The organism is Propionivibrio limicola (assembly GCF_009469695.1).
Lineage (GTDB): Bacteria > Pseudomonadota > Gammaproteobacteria > Burkholderiales > Rhodocyclaceae > Propionivibrio > Propionivibrio limicola.
The window spans coordinates 40,247-64,905 of sequence record NZ_SSSR01000005.1 but is presented as its reverse complement, the minus strand read 5'-3'; the positions used below and the strand labels follow the sequence as shown (position 1 = coordinate 64,905).

Genomic DNA, 24,659 nt, shown 5'->3' with positions numbered 1-24,659 from the left:
TTATCGACCCCGACTCATGCCACCTGCGCCACCCGGCATACCCGGCACGCCGGGCATCGGCTGCTGCATGGCCGACTGGCGATTCGATGAATCCTGGCCGCGTGCCTTGTCCTGGGCTTTTTCCGACGATTTTTCCTGTGTACGCACGCCGGCCACGACCTTGTCTCCTTCCTTCAGGCCGGAGATGACCTCGGCGTGAATGCGGTTGCTGACGCCGATCTTCACCTTGCGTTCCTCGATCGAGCCATCGGACAGGAGCACCCGAACCCGCGCCTCGTGTTGCCCCTTGGGGGCCGAAGAATCCGGTGTGCGGCGTTGGCGTTGTTCGCTAGCGCCATCGCGACGCCCCACTCGTGCTTCACCTTCTGCTTTGCTGCGTGGGGATTTCGTTTCATCGGCTGGCCCGAGCTGGCTCAGAGCCGACATCGGGATGACCAGCACCTTGTGAACCTGCGCTACGACGAAAAACACCTGCGCGGTCATCTGGGTCATCAGCATCCCGGTGTCGTTGGGCACCTCGAACAGGGCGTTGTAGAGAACGACGTTGTTGGTGACGGTCGGCGTCGGCTCGATCTTCATCAGCTTGCCGTACCAGCGCCGCCCCTGACCGCCCAGTGTCGTGAAGTAAGCTTCCATGCCCATCTCCAATTTGCTCACGTCGGCTTCGGAAACCTGCGTCTGCACGTTCATCACCGCCAGGTCGGCGATGCGCATCAGCGTGGGCGCCGACTGGTTGGTGTTCAGAGTCTGGCCTTTTTTCGCGGCGATGCTGACCACCGTGCCGGACATCGGCGCGTAGATCTTGGTGTATTTGAGGTTGGCTTGCTCGACGCGCGTCGTCGCCCGGAGCTGATCGATCTGGGCGCGCAACTGGGCCATCTGCGCCTTCATGTTGGCGACCTCGGTTTCCGCGTTTTGTAGGCTTTCGACCGTGGCGGCTTCCTCGGCGACCAGGTTGCGGAAGCGCGCAAGATCGCGTTCGGTCTTGACCAGACTCAGCCTCTTTTGCTCCAACTGGGCATCCAGCGAACGCAACTGGGCGAGGGCGGCTTCGACCTTGGCGGCCGACTGCTCGGCATCGATCTCGGCCAGCAGTTCGCCTTCCTTGACCGTTTGCCCGACCTCGACATGGATTTTCTTCAACTGCCCCGATACCTGCGCCCCGACATCGACGTAATCCCGGGGTTGCAGCGCGCCGGTGGCCGCAACGAGATCCTTGATATCGCCTCGGCGTACCTCGACGCTGATGAACTCTTCCGATGCCTGGCCGTTCCTGCTCCATGACCACGTGCCCAGCAAAAGCCCGCCGCCGGCAAAAACGATCAAAAGACCGAGTGCCGGGGGAGAAACGCGGGCGAGAACCCGACCGGCAAGCCCGCGTAGCTTGCTCTGACCCTCTTTTCTATCCATATCGCTCCGCTCGAATAAATTTCGATAAACGAGCCGGAAGTTAACAAGAAATTAAGGAAGCAATTGGGATGGATTATCATTTACGCTTTGTTGCGTCTCTGGTCTTCACTCCGCATATGAACCCACCCCGTCACCCAAAAGGCTGGCGCCGTCACCTGTATACGCTGGGCGTCAAACTCTTTCTGGCGATCGCCGGGGCGAATATCGTACTCGTCGTTGCGGCCTACCAGATCTACAGCCACAGCTTCGATCGCGGGCTGCTCGAATACCTGAACAAGGCCGATGAAGCGCGCCTGACGCCGTTGATTCAGCGACTTGCCGACGGCTATCGCGAGCACGCGGCCGACTGGACGTGGATCGCCGACGATAAGCCGCGTTGGCAGAGCATGCTGCGCGAGGAGGTGTTAGGAAACAGCCGCTATTTGCGCCATCCGCATGGAGAGCGTCCGATGGCGGGAGAGGAAAGGAGCGCGCCGCCACCGGCGCTGACCATCGACCCGCGCATGCTGTTGCTCGACCGCGACGGCGAGGTTCTGATCGGTCCGGCGGACCGCGTCGAGCAGGCGTTGCGCAAGACGATCGAAGTCGATGGCGAGGTCGTCGGCTATCTGGCGTACATTCCGCGGCTGGCGATGGTCGAGTCGCTGGAGCAGGTATTCCAGCGACAGCAGGCGCACCGCTTTCTCGCCATCGCCATCGGCATGCTGGCGGCGGTGCTGATCAATGCGGCCTTGATCGCGCACTGGCTGGCGCGTCGCCTCAACGCCCTGCGCAACGGAGCCAACCGGTTGGCGGAGGGCGATTACGGCACGCGCATCGCGGTGGTCGGCCACGACGAATTCGCCCAGCTGTCGACCGATTTCAACAATCTGGCCAGTGCTCTGGAGAGCGTCCAGCGTTCCCGCCGGCAGTGGATCGCCGACATCGCGCATGAATTGCGCACGCCATTGACCACCTTGCGTGCGGAAATCGAAGCCTTGCAGGACGGCGTTCGACCGCTGACACGGGCCGGGCTGAACTCTCTGGCGCAGGAGAGCAACCGGCTGACGCGGCTGGTCGAGGATCTGCATCTGCTGTCGTTGTCGGACCTGGGGGCGTTGCGCTATCACTTTGCCGAACTCGATCTGGGGGAGGTCGTCCGCGATTGCCTGGAAGCAAGCCAGCAAACGATTGCCGAAGGTGGGCTGGCTGTCGAATTGTCACTTGCCTCCGACGTGCTGATCCACGGCGACGAGATCCGCCTGCAGCAAGTTCTCGGCAACCTGCTGCAGAACACCTTGCGCTATACCGATCCGCCACGCCGTCTGCGCATCGAACTGACGCGGCAACACGGTGAGGCGTGCCTGCGATGGCAGGATTCGGCGCCCGGCGTCGATCCGCAGCATCTGGCCAGCCTGACCGAACGCCTTTACCGGGTCGATGAAGCGCGCGATCGCGCGAGTGGCGGCAGCGGCCTCGGGCTGGCCATCGCCAACGCGATCATCGAAGACCACGGCGGCCGTCTGGAAGGCGGACACAGCCCGCTGGGCGGCCTGAGTTGGCGCATCCAATTCCCGCTGCCCCATATGTCACTATCGGAGTCTCACCATGACTGAGCATGTCCTGATCGTCGAGGACGAGGACAAGATCGCCGCCATCCTGCACGACTATCTGGTCCGCGACGGCTACGCGACCCATCGCCTGAGGCGCGGCGACGAGGTCGTCCCGTGGCTGCGAGAAAACTCCACCGATCTCTTGTTGCTCGATCTGATGCTGCCCGGACTGTCCGGTCAGAACGTCTGTCGAGCCCTGCGTGCGAACGGCGCCAAGCTGGCCATCATCATGACCACGGCGCGTGTCGAGGAATCCGACCGGCTGCTCGGCCTCGAACTCGGTGCCGACGACTACATCTGCAAGCCGTTCAGCCCGCGTGAAGTGGTCGCCCGGGTCAAGGCAGTGTTGCGGCGCATCAATTCCGCGTCTTTACGTTCCGACCGAAATGCCGGGCTGGCGCTCGATCAGGCGCGCTGGCAGGCGGCGTGGCACGGCCGCGATCTCGGCCTGACCGCCATCGAGTTCAAGCTGCTCAAACAGATGACCGAGCAACCCGGACGGATTTTCACCCGCGAACAGCTCATGGACGCGATGCACGGCGACGACCGCATCGTCGCCGACCGGACCGTCGATAGCCACATCAAGAAAATCCGGCGCAAGCTCGCCGAGGCCGCGCCGGATGCGGAGCTCATCCGCTCGGTTTATGGCATCGGCTACAAATACGAACCGGCGTGATTGGCGGCTGGTGCGCTATATTCCGCGCTTTTCAATGTTTTGAATGAGCGCTGTTGAAGATGCCGATCGAACCCGCCCGTCTGCTGCTCGCCCCCGATGGCACGCCGTTTTCCGAGACCTATGGCGACGTCTACCATTCGGTGGCCGGTGGGCACGCGCAGGCGCAGCATGTTTTTCTGGCGGGAAATGGGCTGCCGGAGCGCTGGCAAGGGCGCGAAACGTTTTCGATTCTTGAGACCGGATTCGGCCTTGGCCTCAATTTCATGGCGACCTGGCTGGCCTGGAAGAATGATGCGGCGCGCTGCCGGGGGCTGGAATTCGTGTCCGTGGAGAAACACCCGTTCTCCGTCGACGATCTTCGCGTTGCCCACTCCGTTTGGCCGGAGTTCGCCGAACTGGTCGCCCATCTGCACGAGCAATGGCCGCGGCTTGTGGCCGGGGAGCACCGGTTGGTGCTGGAAGAGGGCCATGTCACGCTGCGCCTGGTTTTTGGCGACGCCGTCGCCGTCTTGCCGACGCTCGAAGCCTCCGTCGACGCCTTCTATCTCGACGGTTTTTCACCCGCCAAGAATCCTGACTTGTGGTCCGGCGAACTGTTCCGCTCACTGACGCGCCTGGCCAATCCGGGCGCGACGCTGGCCACGTGGTCGGTCGCCGGCCACGTTCGACAGGCGTTGCAAGCGGCCGGATTCGCGATCGAAAAAAGGCAGGGCTTTGCCGGGAAACGGCAAATGCTGGTCGGTATGAAGGCCGAGGAGCCGTTCCTGTAGGTGCCGTCGGGCGGGACGGGCTATAGTCGGATTGTGGCGGCCACCGACTTGTCGGCACCGTCGCGGCATGCAGCGGATCGTGCCTTTGAGCTGGCGGCTTCTGCTGCCGCATATTGCTGCGGAATCGGGATGTTAGCATTGCGTGGGCGCCACGGTGCATCTGGCCGAGGGGGAGGTGCCGCAGACGATCAGCGCGTTTGCCGGAAAGGATGAGGGAAGCCTGCTTGCCGTGCGCTACTGCGATCCGACGCAGCAAATCCTTCTGCTTGAACAGGAATACGACTGTGATCTGATCGTGATGGGCAAGCATGGCAGCGAGTTCGAGAATTACCTGCTCGGCAGCGTGACCAAACATGTGCTGACCGAGTCGCAAGGGGACGTTCTTGTTGTGAGCCGTCAGGAACTACAGTCGTTGGATAACTTGTTGTTTATTTGAGAAAGTTTGTTCTGCGCTCCCTGGCTGGCCAGGTTTTTCGGTAGAATCCTGCGTTTTTTCTCGGGGAAGCTCCATGCCGGTAGGAACCATTGAATCGCTCGATCATGAAGCGCGCGGAATCACGCGGCTCGAAGGCAAGACGATCTTTGTCGAAGGTGCTTTGCCCGGCGAGCGCGTCGAGTTCACCAGCTACCGCAAGAAGCCGACTTACGAAATCGCCCGTGTGGACCGGATCATCAAAGCATCGGCCGACCGGGTGACGCCCAAGTGCCCGCATTTTGGCGTCTGCGGCGGCTGCAGCATGCAGCACTTCGATCCGGCGGCGCAGGTGGCGGCGAAACAGCGCGTGCTGGAGTCGAACCTGTGGCATCTCGGCCGGCTGGCGCCCGAGCAGCTTTATTCGCCGATCTACGGTGAGCCGTGGGGCTACCGTTTCCGCGCCCGCCTGTCGGCGCGCATGGTGCCCAAGAAGGGCGGCATGTTGATCGGCTTCCATGAGCGCAAGAGCAGCTACGTGGCCGACATGCAGGTCTGCCCGAATCTGCCGAAGCACCTTTCCGACCTGTTGCTGCCGTTGCGCGACCTGGTGGCGAGTCTGTCGATCAGCACGGCGATGCCGCAGATCGAAGTTGCCGTCGGTGAACATGTGACGGCGCTGGTGTTGCGCAACATGGAACCGATCAACGCCAACGATGAAGAACTGTTGCGTGCGTTTGCCGACAAGCACGGCATCGTTTTCTACCTGCAACCGAAGGGTCCGGCGACCGCCTACCGTTTCTATCCGCTGGAAGGGCCGCGGCTGTCTTACACCCTGCCGGAATTCGACATCGAACACTACTTTTCGCCGACTGAATTCACGCAGGTCAACCACGCGATCAATCGCGTGCTCGTGCGTCGGGCGATGGCGCTGCTCGATCCGCAACCGGGCGAGCGGATCGCGGATATGTTCTGCGGTCTCGGCAACTTCACGCTGCCGATTGCCCGCTCGGGCGCGCAGGTGGTCGGGATCGAGGGCAGTGCCGAACTCGTTCAGCGCGCCGGCGAGAACGCGGCGGCGAACGGGTTGGCCGACAAGGTGGAATACGGCGTCGCCAACCTCTTTGAGGCGACGCCGGAAACCGTCGCCGCGCTGGGACACTTCGACAAGATGCTGATCGATCCGCCGCGCGAAGGGGCGGTGGAACTCGTCAAGGCGCTCGGCGACGATGCGCCGCAACGGATCGTCTATGTCTCCTGCAGTCCCGCGACGCTGGCGCGCGATGCGGCGGTTCTGGTGGCGGTCAAAGGTTATGCGCTGTGCGGAGCGGGGGTGGTCAATATGTTCCCGAACACTTCGCACGTCGAATCGATCGCCCTCTTTGAACGCCGGCCGGGATGGCAGGAGCGGCTGGCCGAAGCGGCTGCCAAAGAAGCTCTCGCCGCGGAAGAGGCGGCCAGCGCAGGAGAGACGGCAGCATCAAACGAGTGAGGATGTCAGTTTTAGCCCCTGGCTTTTGTTGGCAATATAACAATCGTCAGGGGTGTTGTTGTTTGTGTGTTTTTTCTATCTCTCTGTTTTTACGTTGTTTTAGGAGTTTTTGGCGTATAGGCACCGGATTTGCTAGATCAAGTCCAGGAGGCCACTATGTCAACTACTGCAAACTCTCTAGTCGTCATTAACGATACGACCCTGCGCGATGGCGAGCAATCCGCCGGGGTTGCCTTCAGCATCGAGGAAAAACTCGATATCGCGCGCCATCTGGTTGCGCTCGGCGTGCAGGAACTCGAAATCGGCATTCCGACCATGGGCGAGGCCGAGCGCGACGACATCCGCGCCATCGCTTCGCTTGGTTTGCCGGCGCGCCTGATGGTCTGGAGCCGCATGCGCGATGGCGACATCGACGCGTGCACCGGCCTGGGTGTGCATCTGATCAACATCTCGGTGCCGGCATCCGACCAGCACCTGGCCTACAAACTGCGGCGCGACCGCAACTGGCTGCTGACGAATATTGGCCACCACATCCAGCGGGCCCGCGACGCGGGGCTGGATGTGTGCATCGGCGCCGAGGATGCTTCGCGCTCCGATCCGGATTTTCTGGCGCAGATCGCCGAAGCCGCGCAAAAGGCCGGTGCCCGCCGCATTCGCTTCGCCGACACGCTCGGCGTGCTCGATCCGTTCGCCGTGGTTGAACGGGTTGGCAGCCTGCGCCGGTCGACCGATCTCGAAATCGAAATGCACGCCCATGACGACCTCGGTCTCGCCACGGCCAATACGCTGGCCGCCGTGCGCGCCGGCGCGACGCACGTCAATACGACGGTCAACGGACTTGGCGAGCGTGCCGGCAACGCGCCGTTTGGCGAAGTCGTTCTCGGTTTGCGCCGCTTCTACAACATCGAGACGGGGATCGACCTGCACCAGTTGCCCGAGGTTTCGCAGAAGGTAGCGAACGCTTCCGGCCGCCCGGTTCCCTGGCAGAAAAGCGTGGTCGGCGAAGGCGTGTTCACGCATGAGGCCGGTGTGCACGTCGATGGCCTGCTCAAGCATCCGGAAAACTATCAGGGATTTGATCCGGAAATCGTCGGCCGCCAGCACCGTTTCGTGCTTGGCAAGCATTCCGGCAAGGGCGGCGTGCAGGCGGTCTACGCCATGCTCGGCCAGCCGATCACCGAAAGCGAAGCGGCCTGCCTGCTTTCCTTCGTCAAGGAATTCGTCTGCGCGGCCAAGCGGCCGCCGTCCCCCGATGAATTAATGAGCATGCTGCATGACCTGCGCCGGGGCGCGGCCAGCTTTCGCGATCTGGCGCTGCTTCCCGCGGTCCTGCGCCGCGATACCGCTCCAGTTTCTTCTGTTTTTACGCCATCTGCTGTCCATTGAGAGGAGTGTTCCATGACTACTGCCATTCCAATTGATCTTGAATCCGAAATGGCCGATCTCGAGTCGGCGGAGGATTTTCTCGACTACTTTGGCGTTGCCTACGATCCAAGCGTCGTGTATGTCAATCGTCTGCACATCCTGCAGCGTTTCCATGACTATCTCGCCAGGCTGGCCGAAACGAATGGGGGCGCTACGCCAACCTATGACGGGTATCGGGCCAGTCTGACCAAGGCGTATGACGACTTTGTGAATTCCGATGCGCTGACCGAAAAAGTATTTCGCGTCTTCAAGCGGGTGGCGGGCATCCAGACCGTTCCCCTGACTAAAATCGGCCGGGCGGGGCAATCATGATTACGCAATTCGATCTTGACGACGACGTGCGCGTCATCCGCAATGTCCGGAACGATGGTACCTATCCCGGGGCCGACATGGGCGACCTGCTGGTTCGCCGTGGGAGTGTCGGTACGGTCATCGACGTCGGTACCTTCCTGATCGACCAGATCATCTACACGGTTCACTTTCTCGATGTCGACCGCATCGTCGGCTGCCGCGAGGAAGAATTGATCGGGGCGGACGAGCCGTGGGTGCCGAGCACGTTCGAGTCACGCGAACGTGTCGCTGCCGCCAAGGTGCTCGCCCTAGGCGACGACTGCAAGGTGCCGCGTGGCTCGATCGGCGAAGTGCTGCGCGTCGTGCGCAACGGCACTGAGATCAGCGACGTCATCTATCACATTCATTTCGATTGTCTGCCCGGGCGCACGCTGGCGGTTCCCGAGTCGGCCCTGGCTTCACTTTCGGAGGCGCACTATGTCTGAAGTTCAACCCTATCTCACCCTCAAACTGGCTCAGGAACTCTTTCATAAGCCGCCCGCCAGCCTGGAGCCGGAAGAAAGGAAGCGCGTCGACAGCGTTGTCGCGCGCCAGGTGAAAATCGAACAACGCATCTTGGCGACGCCGGAGGCAGCGCAGGTCGTTCTGCCGGCATCGTCGGTCGAACAAGCGTTTGCCGAGATTCGGGCGCGCTATGAGTCCGAGGATGACTTTCTCGCCGATCTTGAAAAATCGGGGCTGGATCAGGAAAGTCTGATTGCTTCGATCGAGCGCGACCTGAAATTCGATGCCGTGCTCGACCGCGTGGCGAGCCGCGCCGCCGAGGTCAGCGAGACGGACATCGAGATTTTCTACCACATGCACCGCGATCGCTTCCGCCGCCCTGAGAATAGGACGTTGCGCCATATCCTGATCACCATCAACGATACGTTGCACGGCAGCGACCGTGCTTCGGCACGCCGCAAGATCGACACCGTTCGCACCCGGCTGCTCAAGTCGCCGAAGCGTTTCGCCGAGCAGGCGACGCGCTATTCGGAATGCCCGACGGCGATGAACGGCGGATTGCTGGGCGCCGTTCAACGCGGCCAGCTTTACCCGGAACTCGAAAAAGCCGCGTTCATGCTCCAGTCGGGCGAGATTTCACGCGTCATCGAATCGCCGATGGGCTTTCACGTCATGCACTGTGCGGCAATCGAATCGGCGAGCGAAACGCCGCTGGCGGCGGCACGCGAGAAAATTCGCGCACACCTTGTCGATTCGCGCCGCCGTGCCGCGCAGAAAGAGTGGATCGCCAGCCTGTTCCGGCAGGATGCGGGGTAACGGAAAAAGCGAACCACCAAGACACCAAGTTCACCAAGGAGCACCAAGATCCAACACTTGTTTTTCTTGGTGAGTCTTTGTGTCCTTGGTGCCTTGGTGGTGAAAATATTTGCTGCTTTTTGAACTGTGAAATCAGAGGCGATAGCTGCTGACGATGCGCTGCATGTCGCCGGCGAGGCGGTCGAGATCGTTGGCGGTTTCCGCGCTGTTGGCCGCCGCCGCGCTGCTTTCCTCGGACATCTGGGCGATGTGTTCGACTTGAGAAGAGATGTTGTTTGTCGCCGCTCCCTGCTCACGGATCGCCGCGGTAATTTCTCCAACCATGGCCACCGCGTTGCGGCTGCCTTCGCCAATCAGCTTGATCGATTCGTTGGCTTCGAGTGCGCGTTCAACCCCCGCCGAAACGAGTTCCACGACGCCTTGCATGCTGGTGACCGCGTTTTCGGCCCCGGTGCGCATGGTGTTGATCGTCTCCGCGATTTGCTGCGTCGAGGCGGTGGTGCGTTCGGCCAGCTTGCGGACTTCGTCCGCCACGACGGCGAAGCCACGTCCCTGTTCACCGGCACGGGCGGCCTCGATGGCGGCGTTGAGCGCCAAGAGATTGGTCTGGTCGGCCACTTCCTTGATCACCGCCACCACGTTCGAAATTTCCTGGCTGTGCTGTTCCAAGCCTTGAATCAGGCTGGCCGCTTCGTGGACGGTGGTGGAGATGTTCTGGATGTCTTGGGCGGTCTGCCCGATGATCTGCTCGCCGGTAGTGGCGAGCCGGCCCGATTCGTTCGATAGGCGATCTGCCTCGTGTGCGCGTTCGGCGACGTGGTTGATGCTGACGGTCATTTCCTCGACGGTGGCGGCCATGCCCGAGGCGGCTTCGCTTTGCTGATGGGAGGCGGTTGCGACCTGAGTGGACGTGGTCGCCATCTGGCCGGCGGCGGTGGCGACGGATTTGGCGCTGCCGGCGATTGATCTCAGATTGTCCTGAAGTTTATCGAGCAGGCGGTTGAGGGCTCGCGTCGTTTGTCCGATTTCGTCTTGTTTGGTCACGTTGACGCGAACAGTGAAGTCAAGATCGCGTTCGACGCGGTCGACCATCGACTGTATCTGGTTGAGCGACGAGCGGATATTGCGCAACATCAGCAGGCCGAGGATGGAAATCACGGCAATGCCGCCGACAATGACGGAGATTGAGACGATTTTCCCGGTTCTGGCGCTTTGTTGGGCGGCGGCGACGAACGTGTCAGCGAGTTGCTTGTTGAATTCGACGTGGTCGTCGATCGCTTTGAGCGCTTCGTGAGCGATGGCGGCCCCTTGAGTAATGATGACGTTGGAGGCTTCCTGCTTGTCCCCGCTTCTTGATTTGGGGAGGGCATCGTTCCGGAGGAATTCAAGGTAAGCGTTGAAATTCCGTTGGTCGCCTTCAAAGAGCTTGCGGTCCTCGTCGTTGGACAGCAACTTCTCGTAGGCTTGCAGTTGCTTGGTGAGCGCATCGGTGTGCCCCTTGATCGTGCCTTCGATATTGATCAGCACGGTTTCGTCCGAGATCATGCTGTGGACGTAGACGGCAGCCTGCAAGGCCATGAAAGACTGGCGAACGTCAGTCAGCGTTGTAATGCTGGCGATGCTGTCTTCCTTGATGCGCGTAATGTTTTCGGATTCCTTGTTCGCGACGTAAAGACCCGACGCGCCCACCACCAGAAGTGAAACGATCGACGCTCCGATCATGAGCAAAATACGGTGAGCAATCGTGATGTTTTTCATTTGTCGTGATCTCCGTGGCCGACGCGGCAAAAGGCGGTAAATCGAGTGGCGGGAAAAAAAGGCGGTAAGGTAGCACGTAGGGCGTCCGGTGCGACCAAGTGTTTTCTTCGAATGGCCTGCTTGAGTGCCAATACGTGTTCACCCTGATGCCGATGTGACATCGGGAGTCTCGTTGCCATGTTGATTTATAATTCGCCCCATGGTCTCCGTCGTTCATTCCGTAGCCGCCCATAGTGGCGAAGAGCATTCCTTGCAAACCCTGGTCGAAGGGCTTTCTGCCGACGAGGCCGCGCGCGTTCGTCTGGCCGCTGAATTCGCCCAATCGGTCTATGGCGACCGTAATCTCGGCAGCGGTGAGGGCATCTGGCATCATGGCCTGGGCATGGCGCTTATCGTGGCCGGCCTGCGGCTCGATGCCGATTGCCGTCTTGCGGCGCTGCTTTTTGCGGTGCCGGCCTCGGCCGAACATGGCCTTGAGCAGGTTGAAAAGCGTTTTGGTCGCGATGTCGCCCATCTCGTCGAGGGGGTTTCGCGCCTGAACCTGATGCGTCCGATTTCCCGCGGATTTGTTGCGCATTCGCAAGAGGGGGGCGAGCATAGTCCGGCGGAAATGAAGGCGCAGATCGAGATCATGCGCAAGATGTTCCTTGCCATGGTCGAGGATATTCGCGTTGTGTTACTGCGCTTGGCGTCGCGGACGCAGACGCTGCGTCACTATGCCGACAACGCGGACGAACTGCGCGTGCAGGTGGCACGCGAGACGCTCGAACTCTATTCGCCGCTGGCCAATCGTCTTGGCGTTTGGGAACTGAAATGGGAGCTCGAAGACCGGTCGTTCCATTTCATCCATCCCGATATTTACAAGAAGATCGCGAAACAACTCGACGAAAAACGGGGCGAACGCGAACAATTCATCGCCAATGCCGTGGCGCGTCTGCGCAGCGAGCTGGAGGCGGCGGGGATCAAGCATGCGGAAATTTACGGGCGGCCCAAACACATCTACAGCATCTGGAACAAGATGCGTAAGAAAGGGCTGGAGTTTTCCGAGGTGTACGACGTGCGCGCCCTGCGCATCATCGTCGACGAGGTCAAGGACTGCTACACCGCGTTAGGCCTTGTTCACAACATCTGGTCGCCGATTCCCAAGGAATTCGACGATTACATCTCGAACCCCAAGGGCAATAACTACCGCTCATTGCATACGGCGGTGAGCTGCCCGGATGGCCGCGCGCTCGAGGTGCAGATCCGTACGCGGGAAATGCACAAGCATGCGGAACTCGGCGTCGCCGCCCACTGGCGCTACAAGGAAGGAAGCCATGCTGGCGGCGACGGCAATTACGACGACAAGATCGCCTGGCTGCGGCAGCTGCTGACCTGGAAAGACGAAGTCTCCGATTCGTCCGACTGGGTGAAACACTACAAGGAAGCCGCCCTCGACGAGACGATTTACGTCATGACGCCGCAAGGCCGGGTCGTCGATCTGCCGCGCGGCGCGACCCCGGTCGATTTTGCCTACCGGGTGCATACCGACCTGGGACACCGTTGCCGTGGGGCGAAAGTGGACGGCGCATTGGTGACGCTCAACACGCAGCTCGAAACGGGGCAGCGCGTCGAGATCGTCGCCGCCAAACAGGGCGGTCCGTCGCGTGACTGGTTGAACGCCTCGCTTGGTTACCTGTTCACGCACCGGGCGCGCGCGAAAGTTCGCCAATGGTTCTCAAGTCTCGCGCTCGAACAATCCGTGGCCGAGGGGCGCGCGATCGTGAACCGCGAACTGCAGCGCATGGGCGAGACCGGCGCCAAGCTCGACGATATCGCCAGCAAGCTTGGGTTTACCAAGAGCGACGATCTGTTCATCGCCGTTGCCCGTGCCGAGGTCGGTGTTCGGCAGATTCAGACGGCCGTGCGGGGGGCGGAAGAGCATCCGCTGGACGACAAGGCGATCATCGCCGAGGCGGCGGTTGCAAAATCCAAGTCGGGTGGTGATTCCGGGAAAGGAATTTTGATTGTCGGTGTCGACAAGCTGCTGACCCAGCTCGCCGGTTGCTGCAAACCCGCGCCTCCCGATCCGATTGTCGGTTTCGTGACGCGCGGCAAGGGGGTTTCGATCCACCGCGCCGATTGCCCCAACTTCGCCAACATGGAAGCCATGCAGCCCGAGCGCGTTATTGAAACGGCGTGGGGCGGCGAAACCGGTGGCCTTTTTGCCGTCGATATCATCGTCGAGGCGAACGACCGTCAGGGCCTGTTGCGCGATGTTTCGGAGGTGCTGACGCGCGAGAAGATCAACGTGATCGCCGTCAGTACGCAGTCCAAGCAGGGAGAGGCGCACATGCGTTTCACTGGCGAGATTGCCAACCTCGCCCAGCTCAAGCGGACGCTCGCGGCCTTGCACGAGGTCAATGGCGTCGTCGGGGCTCGCCGCGCCTAGTAGTCAGTCATGTTGAAGCCCATGAATAAATGCTTCACCACCAAGACACCAAGAGCACAAAGATTCACCAAGAAAACAGGGTGTTAACTTGGTGCTCTCTTGGTGTGCCTGGTGCCTTGGTGGTTCGCTTTTTCTGTTGACTGACGACTAGGTATGCCAGGGACGGCAGATTTGCTTGGGAATCTGCCGCCTTTTCTCTCCGCTTCTGATCAATCCGCTTTCCCGCTGCGCGGCTTCTTTGGCGGTTTGTATTTCTTGAAAATGAAGCGCGCGTCCTGCTCGGCGCGCTCTTGCGTGCAAATGCCCGGATCGTCGTCATGGCCGCTGAAATACTCGTCTTCCTGGGCGCGCATGACTATATCGATGGCCACTTCGTCGCGCAGCGTATAAATCTCGGTGAGCAGGGTGGCGACTTCGTCGAGATGTTCTTCGTAGGTCATATGCTTCATTTTGAGGCTCCGCGTGCATGCTGGCGATGTACTTTGGCGTAGGCGGCCAGCAGTTGGTGGTGAGTGGCGCAGCCGTCGAGGTCGCGCCCCGGAGCGGTGATGCCGAAAAAGCGTTCTTTGCCGCTGAGCAGTGCCTTGGCGCGATCGAGTGCCGTCCTGCCGTAGAGGCTTTCGAGCGCGTCTGTGAACGTTTCGTGGCCACCGACCTCGCTTAATCCCATCAGGCTTTCGATGCAGCGATAAACGCGGCGCCGGTCGGCGTTGATCTGTCCGAAGTGGCGAATCCAGTCACAGCCCTCGCGTGTCGCTTCCTCGTCGCCGATGGCAAGGGCGAACAATGTCTTGAGTTCGCCGAGCCGCAGGTCTTCCCAGAATGAGCCGGCATCGGGCGCGAGGCCGATCAGCGCGGCTACCGGGCGCTGGTCGTCGATACCCGATTCGTTGAACGTTTCGAGCAGGTCGCGGCATTCGTCGTCGTCAAGATCGTGCAGGTAAAGGAGGGCTTCGCGGACGTCGTTGCCGAAACTGTTGTTTTCGAATTCAAGGTCGTCGACGGGGTAAATCTCGGACATGCCGGGAACGATGATCCGGCAGGCGTACATGCCGAGATGCGCGTAGTCGGCCACATAGATGTTGTGCCCTTCGTCGTGGATCAGATCGACGAGCCACTGGTAGTCCTCGGCCGTGGTCGAGGTGAAGTTCCAGTCGCAGAACTCGAAATCCGGGGCGGTGCCGAGGAAATTCCAGTGCAACACGCCGCTGGAGTCGACGAAGTGGATTTCCAGATTGGGCGCGCTGGCAACTTCTTCGCGATCGAAAACGGGTTCGGGGAAACCGTCCAGCGCGTCGAGGGCGCGGCCCTGCAAGAGCTCGGTGAGCGCCCGTTCGAGCGCGATTTCGAAGCGCGGGTGCGCGCCAAAGCTGGCATAACACCCGTGATTCTTCGGGTTAAGCAGGGTCACGTTCATCACCGGGTAGCGTCCACCAAGCGACGCGTCCTTGACCAGAATGCCGTATCCCGCGTCGCGCAAGGCGCGGATGCCGGCGGCAATGCGTGGCGTGCGGGCGATGATCTCTTCAGGCACATCCGGCAGGCACAGCGCTTCGCTGATGACGCGGAATTTGACGTGGCGCTCGATGATTTCGGAGAGCGCCTGCGCGCGCGCTTCGGCTTCGCTGTTGCCGGCCGACATGCCATTGCTGACGTAGAGGTTGCCGATGATGTTGACCGGGAACCAGATCTTTTCGCCATCGCTCAGCCGGGTGTAGGGGAGTGCGCAGATGCCGCGCTCAACGTTGCCGGAGTTGTGTTCGACCAGCGAACCAGCCGCGATGCTGTCCTCCGGGTTGTAGAAGTCATGCAGATCCGGCGTCAGCAGTTCGTTCGGCCATTGATCGCCTGCGCCTTCTTCGTCGAGCGGAAACCAGCGTTCGTCTGGATGATGGGTGAAGTCATGTGTGGCAAATTCCTCGCCGAGGTAGTAATGGCTCCAGAAATAGTTGCATGAAAGGCGTTCGAAGAATTCACCCAAGGCGCTGGCCAGCGCGGCCTCTCGCGACGCGCCCTTGCCATTGGTAAACAGCAGGGGGCAGTCGCGGTCGCGGACATGCACGGACCAGATGCCATCAACAGGGTTAAGCCAGGAACGCTCTTCGACGTGAAAGCCGATCCTGGTCAGTTGGTCCTGCATCCGACGGATCGAGGATTCGAGAGAGGCATCTTTGCCCGGAATGAAGTGTTCTGACATGTCGCTGGCCGTTGTGCAAAGCGGTGTGGTTTAAAGAGGCTGCTCTATATCAGGTTGGCCGGATTGTGGCAACATCAAACTGATGGAGCGGAGGAGTCGTCGGGGAGGAGGGCGGGCTTTTCCGATTTCTCCGGTTGCGTCTTTTTCTCTGCCGGGGGGCGGTCTATAGTGGGTTGAGGGCGAGGCGCCCGATCGCAAGTTGGCGGAAGAAATGATTTGACGTCATTTCGTGAGAAATGGCTGATTAGCGCTTTTTCTGGGGGTTGGTCGTCGCCCCGATCTTGAGAGGAGAAAAGCCATGAGTAAAACGTCAATTCCGCCCGGCTTTCACCCGATTCGGCACGACCGTCTGCTGCAAGAGGAAGTGCATGATTCTTACAAGGCCAAGGGAAAATTGCCTGAACCAACCGTCTGTCCGCAATGCAACGCGATCTTCAAAGATGGACGATGGCTCTGGGGCGACGTCCCGGAAGGTGCGCATCGGGAAACATGTCCGGCCTGCCACCGTCTTCATGATAGTTATCCGGCTGGATTCGTGAATTTGCGCGGCCAGTTTTTCGATACCCACCGCGCTGAAATTGTCAGCCTGGTGCGTCATGAAGAGGAACGTGCCCGGGAAAAGCATCCGCTCCAACGCATCATGGCGCTGGAGGATGTGTCCGACGGGGTTCTGGTGACGACGACGGACATCCATCTGGCCCGGGCAATCGGTGAGGCTGTGCATCGGGCTTATCAGGGTGCACTGGATTTCCATTACAACCCGGAAGAAAACCTGCTCCGTGTAACTTGGGAGCACTGAGCAGAGCCTGAGAGCGCGGGAAGCGGAATGTGGAACGCTTCCCGCGTTTTCTCGTCAAGTACTCTCAAAAAAGGATCCACGGCTGCACGTGGTGTTTGCCTTTTTTGTATGTTCAAATAGCAACTTAGACGTGATTGTTGTCATTCAAGGTTAATTATGTCTTCGAAGTTGCTGAAAGAATTAAAGAGTCAGATTGTTACGATCAATCAGATCGTACGGACGCGTGAATTCTGGATTTACGTGGCCGTGATATTCATGCTGCTATGCATTGCCTTGGCTGGCCTTTGGGTTGCCGCCGGTTTTGATCCGCTGACGCGCGGGCAATTGCGGATGGCCATGTCCTGCCGGACGGGTGAGGGACAACTGGCGACGATCATTATCGGCGGTTTCGTATTTGCGCTGGCCTGCCTCTTTACGCTTGGCGAGGTCATTCACTGGGTCGAGGAAACGAGAATGTCCCGCGCCCCCGGCCGAATTCCTTACAGGGTCAGCGTCTTGCGGCCCATACTGCACATCGTTGGGACGATGATCGTGGGCGTTGGCGGTTTCCTGCTCATGCGAACCTGGTGCGCCTGAAGTACGGCGATTACCTCCGTACCGGTGCCGAACCGTAGCGGGAGGCCACGAACGAACCGAAAGAGACGAACAGCAGGCCAAGCAACAACCACACGGTCAGCGCCTCGTCGAGAAGCGGTACGGCAACGAACCCGGTCACGATCGGAACCAGCGCCAGAATGGCCGCTGGCCGTTCGGGGCCAAGAATGGACACCGCTTTTATGTACGCCAGCATCGCCAGAATGGTGGCGACCACGCCCTGAAAAAAGCATTGAATCAGAATCGTCGCGAACGGCACTGTGGAAAGCTGTTTCGGTAGCCAGAGCAGATAAACGGGCAAGTAAAGCGCTGCCGAGAATAATGCGACGGCGCAAGTGAGTGTCCACGCCGGGTAGCCCCAGCGCGCAGCCAATACGCTATAGATCGCCCATGAGATCGAGGCGATGAGGATCAGACCGTCGCCGAGCAGGGATTCAGCGGAGCCATCGGAGAAGTAGGGCATCGCCGTGCAGGTGATGCCGACGGCGATGAAAAACAGGCCAATTCCACGGATGCGGTTGGGGCGGCGTTTGTCGATCAGCCAGATGATTGAGCTGATCAGGAAGGGCTGCAGTCCGGAAAGAAGAATCGCCCCGTGTGCGGCCGGGGCGAACTTGAAACCGTGATAAACGAACAGGCAGTAGATCAGGTTGCCGAGGATCGCGAGGAGCCATAATCGGCCATCCCGGATGACATTGCCGACCTGAGCGCCGGAAAGGAGCAAAACGAAAGGCAGAAGGATTGCCGAAGCCGTGCCCAGACGCAGCGCGATGATGTCGTAGAACGTCAGCGCGCTTTTGCCGCCAAGGCGCGATACGAGCGAAAAGCACGCCCACATCGCCAGTGTTGCCAATACAGCCAGATAACCTTGAATCAGTTTTGTGCGTTCGAGTTCATGTTCTGCCAATCGGACTACCTTTCCAACTACCTTTCGATTTTGCTGTTTGCCGGCCGATCTCAGGCCTTCGGGATCTTCTGGAACAAGCCGCGCAAGGTGTTCTGCAAGTCAGCCGGTAGCAGAACGATCTTGGCGTTGTCCGATTCGGCCAGCTTGCCCATGCTGGCAATGTATTTTTCGCCAAGCAGGTAGAGCATCGGCAACTCGTTTTCGCCAAAGGAGGAGGTGACTTTGGTGATGGCCTGTGAGGATGCGTCAGCCAGCATGATTTGCGCTTCGGCATCACGTTTGGCGGATTCCAGTCGCGCTTCGGCGGAGAGGATCATCGACTGTTTTTCTCCTTCGGCCCGCGTGACCATGGCTTTCCGTTCCCGCTCAGCCGATGCCTGCATTTCCATGGCGCGCTGCATCGATTCGGATGGCTTGATGTCCTGGATCTCGACCGATTTGACGGTCAGTCCCCAATCCAGAGCTTCGTCGGCGACGCCGGCTTTCAGGCGGGCCTTGATCATGTCGCGCGAGGACAGTGCATGGTCGAGTTCCATCTCGCCGACGATCGAGCGCAACGTAGTCATGATCATGTTGCGGATGGCCTCGGCGTAATCCTCGACACCATAGACGGCCTTGACCGGGTCGGTGACCTTGATGAAGGCGATGGCATTGACGACGATGACGGCATTGTCGCGGGTGATGACTTCCTGTTCCTGCACGTCGAGGATGATGTCCTTGGTCGTGACCTTGTAAGACACCGTATCGAAGTAGGGAATGATGAAGCGCAAGCCGGGCAACAGGGTGACGCGGTATTTGCCGAGGCGCTGCACGATCCATTCTTCGCCCTGCGGCACGATGCGCACGCCTTTGGCGATGGTGAGGACGACAAAAGCCAGGAATACAAAGGAGGTAATCGTTGTGCCAATCATTTTGTTTTCTCCACTTTGATGAAGCTGCCTTCAACATTGACGATACGAACGCGCTCGCCGGCTTTTATGCTCTCGTCGGCGTAGCATTCCCATACATCGGAACCGAGCACCGGTTTTTGGAAGCGCACCTGGCCGCGCGAATTGGGGCTCAGATCACTGACGAGCACGCCAATCTCGCCTATGACATTGGCGGCCGAGGTGCCGACAGATGTGATCGTCCTTGGTTTGAGGTAACGAAACCAGATGCCAACCAGAATGCTGGAAAAAATCGCCCATAGCAGCAGTTGCTTGGCGAGCGTGAGGTCGGGAACGATCAAAAGGATGAGACCGACGCCCAGCGCACCGATACCAAACCAGATGATGAAAAAGGATGGAATAGCCATCTCGGCGATGCAAAGGCATAACCCGAGGACAATCCAGTGCCACCATTCGTACATGATTGTTTCCCCTGGCCCAGTTATTCGAACTGGTTTGAAGCATAGCGCATCATTGGTGCATAGTGCACCGATCTTCCCGGAATATCTCCGGATACCATGCCGAAAGGGAGAACAATTTGCTGCCCAAGGAAATGACGCCCAGCGCCATCGTCGGACACCTCGATCGATACGTGATTGGTCAGGACGAGGCGAAGAAAATTCTCTCGGTGGCTGTATATGCGCATTACCGAAAAATATCGCTGTCCGCCGAAAAGGGGGATGCTTTTGCCAAAAGCAACGTCCTTTTGATCGGTCCGTCCGGTACCGGCAAGACATTGATGTGCGAAACCCTGGCGCGTCTACTGTCGGTGCCGTTCGTTAGCGCCGATGCGACCTCGCTGGCGCAGACAAAGTATGTCAATGACGAGATCGAAGCGATTCTTGAGCGTCTCGTAGACAAGGCGGACAGTAGCGTCGAGAAGGCCAGTCTCGGCATTGTGTTCATCGACGAGATCGACAAGTTGAAGGCGAAAAGCGGCGAGTTTGCGGCCACCTCCGGCGAGAGCGTGCAGCACGCGCTGCTGAAGATCATGGAAGGTACTCCCGTCAAGCTGAGGAACGGCCGGTACATCGACACGACGAATATTCTTTTTATCTGTGGCGGAGCGTTCGTCGGGTTGGAGAAAATCATGTCCAAAACCCACAGCTTCGGCTTTATTGCCACCTCGGAGGGCGACAACCAGAGCATCCTGGAGCGGCTCAACAGCCGGGTCAAACCGACTGATCTATTCGAATTCGGGTTGATTCCCGAATTCACGGGGCGCTTGCCAGTGGTCGCCAGCTTCGGCCAACTGAGTAAAGACATGCTGGTCAGGATATTGAGCGTTCCGCAAAACTCGATCTACCGCCAGTACGTTGCGATGCTGAGGGGCGAAGGCGTTGAACTGAAAATTGCCCCGCGTGTGTTCGAGCAGATTGCTGAAATCGCTCTCGAATATAAAACCGGCGCCCGCAGCCTGCGCGGCATATTCGAGGAATTGGTGACGCCGATTCTGTACGTCGTGCCTGACAATCCTGAGATCGGGCGTGTCGAGATCGGCTCGCTGTTTGAAAATCCGCGCTATTTCAAGCGGAGTGTCCAAGGTGCTACCTCGGAGCAAGGATAAGCGCAGACCTGTCGTTTGACGACCTGTGTGACGGCGCTCTTCGTCGCCGTCACTCCTGCGTCGATCTTCCGCCTAACGATAAACCAGCACCGGAATCGTCGAGTGCGTCAGCACCTTGTTGGTTTCGCTGCCGAGCAGAAAGCCGCTGATGCCACGCCGCCCGTGCGATGCCATGAAAATCAGATCGCAGCCATTTTTCTCGGCCGCTTCGATGATGACTTCGTAAGGAACATCGCTCGTCATTGCGAGCTTGGCACATTCAACGCCGGCGTCCCTGGCTACTTGTTCGGCCTCGCTGAGGATCTCTTGCGCCTGACTTTCGGCCATCTCTTCGAATTTTTCCGGTGTCGTCGGATCGACCATGGCCCCTTCGCCGTAGTAAATCACCGGAAATTCCGGTTTGGCATAGAAGAACGTGATACGCGCACCTGCTTCGTTGGCAAATGAAACAGCTTGGCGAACAGCCTCCTGAGAAAGCTGGGAACCGTCAGTTGGAACAAGAAGGTGTTTGAACATGATGACTCCTCTTTGTTGTCTTTGTGGCGAGTGGCGGGGATTTCAAATTCAGCATAGACGTTTGTGTTGCGAATCACCAAACGTGATGCGGGTGGCGCTCATTTGTCGGGCGTTCGCGATGATTCTGGAAACGGTGCGTCGCGCATAACACATTGTTTCTGTATGTGGTTTGTGTGTGTGTTTCACTTTTATGGCGATTTTATACCTGTTTCTCTAGTATCCCGCGCACGGTTCCAAGGCTTTGCAGTGGCTAGCGAACTGACGGCGTGGTCTGATTTTTGCCGTGTAGGGTATCGGAATCCGAATGTATGGAATTCCGGGATTGTTCCGGTGGATATGCCGGAATGGTTTTTTAATAAAACAATGAAACAAAGGGCTTCAACATGACTAGCGTAGCAACAACGGTATCTTCGGAAGACGAAGTGCCTGTGGTAGAGGAAAGGACTGGCAAGCAGCGCGCAACGCGCGTGCGCTTTGGCATGCTTGCGCTTCTGGCAACCGGGACCATGATCAATTATCTCGATCGGACAATCCTCGGCATTGCTGCTCCGTCGATGACTCAGGATCTCGGTATCAATGCCGCAATCATGGGGTTTGTTTTTTCCGCATTCTCCTGGACGTACGCTCTTGCCCAGGTTCCTGGCGGTATTTTCCTTGACCGCTTTGGCAGCAAAATCACCTATTTTTTCGCGCTGTTTTTCTGGTCCCTTTTTACCGGGTTGCAAGGAGCGGCGGTCGGTTTGAAGTCGCTGCTTTTGTACCGCTTCGGGCTGGGGATGAGCGAAGCTCCGTGCTTCCCGACGAACAGCCGCGTTGTCAGCACCTGGTTCCCCCAACAAGAACGTGCCCGCGCGACCGCCATTTACACGGTCGGCGAATACCTCGGTCTGGCCTGCTTCTCGCCCTTGCTCTTCTGGATACTTGGAACGATGGGATGGCGTGCGCTGTTCGTCATTGCCGGTGTCGTCGGTATCATCTTCGCTATCGCCTGGGGTTTGATTTATCGTGAGCCGAAGGATTGCAAGAAGGTCAGTAAGGCAGAACTCGATTACATCGCTGCTGGTGGCGGCCTGGAAGTGCAAAGCTCGGAATCGAACAAGTTTTCCTGGGCAAAGGTCGGCATGCTGCTCAAGTATCGGCAGATCATCGGTGCCAGTATCGGCCAGTTCGCCGGTAACACGGTGCTTGTTTTCTTCCTGACCTGGTTTCCGACCTATCTGGCAACCGAGCGTCACATGGGCTGGCTGAAGGTCGGTTTCTTCGCCGTCATGCCGTTCCTTGCCGCTTCGCTTGGCATCATGTTCGGCGGCTGGGTTTCCGATCAGCTGCTCAAAAAAACGGGGTCGGCCAACGTTTCCCGCAAGCTTCCGATCATTGCCGGCCTTCTGCTTGCCTCAACGATTATCGCTGCCAACTATGTCGACAGCGATATGGTCGTGATTGCCATCCTTTCCATTGCTTTCTTCGGACAAGGGATGGTCGGTCTCGGCTGGACGCTGATTTCCGATGTTGCGCCTAAGAAACTGATGGGGCTGACCGGCGGTCTCTTCAACTTCATGGCTAACCTGGCGGGTATTTTCACGCCGCTGGTCATCGGTTTCATCATCTCGGCGACGGGTTCATTTTTCTACGCTCTGATGTATGTCGGCGCGGCTGCATTGCTTGGCGTGTTTTCGTACGTTTTCATCCTTGGTGACGTAAAGCGTATCGAGCTCTGATTCATCGGGTTTTAAAGTACGCACGAAGGATTCGGCCTCCCCGAGGGGGCCGAATCCTTTAACGAAATGCTGTTTCAAGGTTTGTGAATCGGTATTTCGTTAAAGAAATCGTAAGCGGATAATCACTTGGCGACGGCAGTTCGTGTTGCAGGTGTGTTCGCTGGTCGATAACGATAATGGTGTTGGCGCGAGGCATTTTTGTCCGCGCATTTGTTGCTTTATGGACAAAACCGGGCGTTTCCCCAGTTAGAGTACGCAACTGTCAAGGTAATTGATTTCTTTGCCAGCTTGAAGTCGTTCATGAAAGTGTTGTTACGCTGGTAAGGAGTCAATTTGGTTGCAACATCTCTATCGAGAAATGGTTTGATGACATTTGCCAGTGCCGTAATCAATAACCGGTTTCTTGGTTATGTGTTGACCGCGATCGGCGTCGTCTCCGGTTCCCTGCTCATCAGTCCGTTTCGCGAGCTCCTTGATCTTTCGAACATCGCCCTGCTGTATGTCCTTGGCGTTGTAGCGGTCGGCGTGAAGTTCGGGCGAGGCCCCGCCATTTTTTGCGGTTTGGCGGGGTCGCTGGCGTTCGCCTTCGTGTTCGTGCCACCGCATTTTTCCCTGGCTATCACCGAATGGCAGAATTTTCTGACCGCGTTGATCATGCTGATCGTGGCCTTGATCGTCGGCCATATGACTGCAGAGCTGCATGCTTACACAGAAGCAGTCGAGGAGAGGGCCTTCCGCTCTTCTGCGCTCAACGACGTTGCACAAGAGCTCGCGGGGCAGGAGACGACGGGGGATGTCGAGCAGGCGACGCTTAAGTTCTTCATCAATACCATGTACGCAATCGAACCGGAGTTCTTGACACCTGATCAATTCGACCAACAGTCTTCGCCGCTTACCGGAGCACTGATCAGTAAATGTCTCGAACAGCAGCATATGGTGACGAAGCCTTCTTTCAAGGAAGGGCAAAGTTTTGTCATCCTGCCGTTGGTCGCATCGACCGGGGTACAGGCCGTGCTGCAGTTTACGGTGACCACTGAAGCGGTTGAGTCGCGTAGCTATTGCGAACTCGCCGAAACAGTCGCTTCCTTCGTTGCCGTTGTGCTCGAAAGAGCTCATTTCGCGGAGATGGCCCGATCCAACGAGTTGAAGAGTACAGCGCAGAATCTTCGGCTTACCATCCTGTCTTCGTTGTCGCACGACATCCGGACGCCGTTAACGTCCCTGGTCGGGATGGCGGATGTCCTGATGATGGGGCGCAATCTTGCAGCGGAAAAGCAGGCGTCGTTGCTGTCGAGTATGCGGTCACAGGCCTTGTCGATTCGGCAATTGGTTTCGAATCTGCTCGATATGGCGCAGCTTCAATCGGGCAAGGTTGAGCTGAACATGGTTTGGCAACCCGTCGAAGAGGTTATTGGAGCAACGCTGAAGCAGGCAGCGGACATCACCTGCGACCGTGACGTCGACCTCCGGATCGAGGACGGTTTGCCGCCCTTGCGTTTCGACGCCGTGCTGATCGAACGCGCACTTTGGAATCTCGTAGAAAACGCCTGCAAGTATTCGCCCGAACAAACTCAGATACGGATTACGGCGAGTCGCCAAGGTGAATTTGTCGACGTGACCGTCAGCGACCGCGGTCCTGGCTTGCCCCCCGGCAAGGAGGAGAATATTTTCGGCTTGTTCCAGCGAGGAAATCCCGAGTCCTGCATTCCCGGCGCGGGGCTAGGTTTGGCGATCGCACGGGACATTGCGGTCGCCCATCGTGGCCAACTGTTTGCTAATAACCGCGAAGGTGGCGGCAGTAGCTTCCATTTGCTGTTGCCTATCCAATCACCCCCCGTGTTTCAACCTGAGGAGTGAG

At 58.8% G+C, this 24,659-nt stretch carries 23 protein-coding genes; 15 read left to right on the top strand and 8 right to left on the bottom strand.

Going from position 1 to position 24,659, the window contains the following annotated elements:
- A complete protein-coding gene (locus GH659_RS06160) occupies positions 1–1,410 on the bottom strand; it encodes an efflux RND transporter periplasmic adaptor subunit (RefSeq protein WP_153110206.1) in 1,410 nt (469 codons plus the stop codon).
- Positions 1,411–1,526: 116 nt separating this feature from the next.
- Here GH659_RS06160 and GH659_RS06155 point away from each other — a divergent pair, with 116 nt between their 5' ends.
- From GH659_RS06155 to nifM, 9 genes are all read left to right on the top strand, one after another.
- Positions 1,527–3,005 carry an ATP-binding protein gene (locus GH659_RS06155; protein ID WP_170285834.1) on the top strand — a complete coding sequence of 493 codons (1,479 nt, stop codon included), beginning with the start codon at positions 1,527–1,529 and terminating at the stop codon, positions 3,003–3,005.
- The gene (locus GH659_RS06150) at positions 2,998–3,678 is read left to right on the top strand and encodes a response regulator (protein ID WP_153110202.1); all 681 of its coding nucleotides are present in this window, start codon (positions 2,998–3,000) and stop codon (positions 3,676–3,678) included. Before GH659_RS06155 ends, GH659_RS06150 begins: the two co-directional genes overlap by 8 nt.
- A 59-nt stretch (positions 3,679–3,737) precedes the next feature.
- A complete protein-coding gene (gene mnmC2, locus GH659_RS06145) occupies positions 3,738–4,448 on the top strand; it encodes a tRNA (5-methylaminomethyl-2-thiouridine)(34)-methyltransferase MnmC2 (RefSeq protein WP_153110200.1) in 711 nt (236 codons plus the stop codon).
- A gap of 142 nt (positions 4,449–4,590) precedes the next feature.
- Positions 4,591–4,884, top strand: coding sequence for a universal stress protein (locus tag GH659_RS06140; protein ID WP_153110198.1), 294 nt, complete (start codon positions 4,591–4,593; stop codon positions 4,882–4,884).
- 73 nt (positions 4,885–4,957) lie between these two features.
- A complete protein-coding gene (rlmD, locus tag GH659_RS06135; protein WP_153110196.1) occupies positions 4,958–6,352 on the top strand; it encodes a 23S rRNA (uracil(1939)-C(5))-methyltransferase RlmD in 1,395 nt (464 codons plus the stop codon).
- 156 nt (positions 6,353–6,508) lie between these two features.
- On the top strand, positions 6,509–7,738 hold the full coding sequence (nifV, locus tag GH659_RS06130; RefSeq protein ID WP_153110194.1) for a homocitrate synthase: 1,230 nt from the start codon (positions 6,509–6,511) through the stop codon (positions 7,736–7,738).
- A gap of 12 nt (positions 7,739–7,750) precedes the next feature.
- Positions 7,751–8,089: a nitrogenase-stabilizing/protective protein NifW gene (gene nifW / locus GH659_RS06125; RefSeq protein ID WP_153110191.1), complete on the top strand. Its 339-nt coding sequence runs from the start codon at positions 7,751–7,753 to the stop codon at positions 8,087–8,089.
- Positions 8,086–8,553 (top strand): nitrogen fixation protein NifZ, encoded by a 468-nt coding sequence (locus GH659_RS06120; RefSeq protein WP_153110190.1) that lies wholly within the window; start codon positions 8,086–8,088, stop codon positions 8,551–8,553. The genes nifW and GH659_RS06120 overlap by 4 nt, the downstream gene beginning before the upstream one ends.
- Positions 8,546–9,388, top strand: coding sequence for a nitrogen fixation protein NifM (gene nifM, locus GH659_RS06115; RefSeq protein WP_153110188.1), 843 nt, complete (start codon positions 8,546–8,548; stop codon positions 9,386–9,388). Before GH659_RS06120 ends, nifM begins: the two co-directional genes overlap by 8 nt.
- Before the next feature lie 132 nt (positions 9,389–9,520).
- Here the strand turns inward: nifM and GH659_RS06110 are convergent, their stop codons facing one another.
- Positions 9,521–11,146: a methyl-accepting chemotaxis protein gene (locus GH659_RS06110; RefSeq protein WP_153110186.1), complete on the bottom strand. Its 1,626-nt coding sequence runs from the start codon at positions 11,144–11,146 to the stop codon at positions 9,521–9,523.
- 199 nt (positions 11,147–11,345) lie between these two features.
- Here GH659_RS06110 and GH659_RS06105 point away from each other — a divergent pair, with 199 nt between their 5' ends.
- On the top strand, positions 11,346–13,577 hold the full coding sequence (locus GH659_RS06105) for a RelA/SpoT family protein (RefSeq protein ID WP_153110184.1): 2,232 nt from the start codon (positions 11,346–11,348) through the stop codon (positions 13,575–13,577).
- A gap of 209 nt (positions 13,578–13,786) precedes the next feature.
- Here GH659_RS06105 and GH659_RS06100 read toward each other — a convergent pair whose 3' ends face one another.
- Positions 13,787–14,026: a hypothetical protein gene (locus GH659_RS06100; protein WP_343030091.1), complete on the bottom strand. Its 240-nt coding sequence runs from the start codon at positions 14,024–14,026 to the stop codon at positions 13,787–13,789.
- Entirely contained in the window at positions 14,023–15,774 is a 1,752-nt protein-coding gene (gene ycaO / locus GH659_RS06095; protein WP_153110182.1) for a 30S ribosomal protein S12 methylthiotransferase accessory factor YcaO, read from the bottom strand. Before ycaO ends, GH659_RS06100 begins: the two co-directional genes overlap by 4 nt.
- Before the next feature lie 298 nt (positions 15,775–16,072).
- Here ycaO and GH659_RS06090 point away from each other — a divergent pair, with 298 nt between their 5' ends.
- Together GH659_RS06090 and GH659_RS06085 are read left to right on the top strand one after the other, a co-directional pair.
- Positions 16,073–16,573: a BCAM0308 family protein gene (locus GH659_RS06090; RefSeq protein WP_153110180.1), complete on the top strand. Its 501-nt coding sequence runs from the start codon at positions 16,073–16,075 to the stop codon at positions 16,571–16,573.
- 156 nt (positions 16,574–16,729) lie between these two features.
- Positions 16,730–17,149: a hypothetical protein gene (locus GH659_RS06085; protein ID WP_153110179.1), complete on the top strand. Its 420-nt coding sequence runs from the start codon at positions 16,730–16,732 to the stop codon at positions 17,147–17,149.
- A 10-nt stretch (positions 17,150–17,159) separates the two neighbouring features.
- Here GH659_RS06085 and GH659_RS06080 read toward each other — a convergent pair whose 3' ends face one another.
- From GH659_RS06080 to GH659_RS06070, 3 genes are read right to left on the bottom strand one after another with little or no spacing between them, the layout of a single operon-like run.
- Positions 17,160–18,074, bottom strand: coding sequence for a DMT family transporter (locus tag GH659_RS06080; protein ID WP_246167747.1), 915 nt, complete (start codon positions 18,072–18,074; stop codon positions 17,160–17,162).
- A 50-nt stretch (positions 18,075–18,124) separates the two neighbouring features.
- Positions 18,125–18,985 (bottom strand): SPFH domain-containing protein, encoded by an 861-nt coding sequence (locus GH659_RS06075; RefSeq protein WP_153110177.1) that lies wholly within the window; start codon positions 18,983–18,985, stop codon positions 18,125–18,127.
- Entirely contained in the window at positions 18,982–19,422 is a 441-nt protein-coding gene (locus GH659_RS06070; RefSeq protein WP_153110175.1) for an NfeD family protein, read from the bottom strand. Before GH659_RS06070 ends, GH659_RS06075 begins: the two co-directional genes overlap by 4 nt.
- Positions 19,423–19,538: 116 nt before the next feature.
- Here GH659_RS06070 and clpX point away from each other — a divergent pair, with 116 nt between their 5' ends.
- A complete protein-coding gene (gene clpX, locus GH659_RS06065) occupies positions 19,539–20,567 on the top strand; it encodes an ATP-dependent Clp protease ATP-binding subunit ClpX (protein ID WP_153110173.1) in 1,029 nt (342 codons plus the stop codon).
- Between the two features lie 72 nt (positions 20,568–20,639).
- Here the strand turns inward: clpX and GH659_RS06060 are convergent, their stop codons facing one another.
- Complete coding sequence (locus GH659_RS06060) at positions 20,640–21,083, bottom strand: universal stress protein (protein WP_153110171.1); 444 nt, start codon at positions 21,081–21,083, stop codon at positions 20,640–20,642.
- A gap of 383 nt (positions 21,084–21,466) precedes the next feature.
- On the opposite strand from GH659_RS06060, the gene GH659_RS06055 reads away from it, so the two are divergent.
- Positions 21,467–22,801 carry an MFS transporter gene (locus GH659_RS06055; protein ID WP_153110169.1) on the top strand — a complete coding sequence of 445 codons (1,335 nt, stop codon included), beginning with the start codon at positions 21,467–21,469 and terminating at the stop codon, positions 22,799–22,801.
- Between the two features lie 366 nt (positions 22,802–23,167).
- The gene (locus GH659_RS06050; RefSeq protein ID WP_153110167.1) at positions 23,168–24,658 is read left to right on the top strand and encodes an ATP-binding protein; all 1,491 of its coding nucleotides are present in this window, start codon (positions 23,168–23,170) and stop codon (positions 24,656–24,658) included.
- Position 24,659 lies beyond the last annotated feature (1 nt).

Bases quoted from the DNA above. Each gene is read 5' to 3' on its own strand.
- GH659_RS06050 (WP_153110167.1), top strand. From the start codon at position 23,168: ATGACATTTGCCAGTGCCGTAATCAATAACCGGTTTCTTGGTTATGTG.
- GH659_RS06055 (WP_153110169.1), top strand. From the start codon at position 21,467: ATGACTAGCGTAGCAACAACGGTATCTTCGGAAGACGAAGTGCCTGTG.
- GH659_RS06120 (WP_153110190.1), top strand. From the start codon at position 8,086: ATGATTACGCAATTCGATCTTGACGACGACGTGCGCGTCATCCGCAAT.
- GH659_RS06150 (WP_153110202.1), top strand. From the start codon at position 2,998: ATGACTGAGCATGTCCTGATCGTCGAGGACGAGGACAAGATCGCCGCC.
- nifM (WP_153110188.1), top strand. From the start codon at position 8,546: ATGTCTGAAGTTCAACCCTATCTCACCCTCAAACTGGCTCAGGAACTC.
- ycaO (WP_153110182.1), bottom strand. From the start codon at position 15,774: ATGTCAGAACACTTCATTCCGGGCAAAGATGCCTCTCTCGAATCCTCG.
- GH659_RS06110 (WP_153110186.1), bottom strand. From the start codon at position 11,146: ATGAAAAACATCACGATTGCTCACCGTATTTTGCTCATGATCGGAGCG.
- GH659_RS06085 (WP_153110179.1), top strand. From the start codon at position 16,730: ATGTCTTCGAAGTTGCTGAAAGAATTAAAGAGTCAGATTGTTACGATC.
- nifW (WP_153110191.1), top strand. From the start codon at position 7,751: ATGACTACTGCCATTCCAATTGATCTTGAATCCGAAATGGCCGATCTC.
- mnmC2 (WP_153110200.1), top strand. From the start codon at position 3,738: ATGCCGATCGAACCCGCCCGTCTGCTGCTCGCCCCCGATGGCACGCCG.
- GH659_RS06105 (WP_153110184.1), top strand. From the start codon at position 11,346: ATGGTCTCCGTCGTTCATTCCGTAGCCGCCCATAGTGGCGAAGAGCAT.
- GH659_RS06075 (WP_153110177.1), bottom strand. From the start codon at position 18,985: ATGATTGGCACAACGATTACCTCCTTTGTATTCCTGGCTTTTGTCGTC.
- GH659_RS06060 (WP_153110171.1), bottom strand. From the start codon at position 21,083: ATGTTCAAACACCTTCTTGTTCCAACTGACGGTTCCCAGCTTTCTCAG.
- GH659_RS06155 (WP_170285834.1), top strand. From the start codon at position 1,527: ATGAACCCACCCCGTCACCCAAAAGGCTGGCGCCGTCACCTGTATACG.
- GH659_RS06090 (WP_153110180.1), top strand. From the start codon at position 16,073: ATGAGTAAAACGTCAATTCCGCCCGGCTTTCACCCGATTCGGCACGAC.
- GH659_RS06100 (WP_343030091.1), bottom strand. From the start codon at position 14,026: ATGAAGCATATGACCTACGAAGAACATCTCGACGAAGTCGCCACCCTG.
- nifV (WP_153110194.1), top strand. From the start codon at position 6,509: ATGTCAACTACTGCAAACTCTCTAGTCGTCATTAACGATACGACCCTG.
- rlmD (WP_153110196.1), top strand. From the start codon at position 4,958: ATGCCGGTAGGAACCATTGAATCGCTCGATCATGAAGCGCGCGGAATC.
- GH659_RS06160 (WP_153110206.1), bottom strand. From the start codon at position 1,410: ATGGATAGAAAAGAGGGTCAGAGCAAGCTACGCGGGCTTGCCGGTCGG.
- GH659_RS06070 (WP_153110175.1), bottom strand. From the start codon at position 19,422: ATGTACGAATGGTGGCACTGGATTGTCCTCGGGTTATGCCTTTGCATC.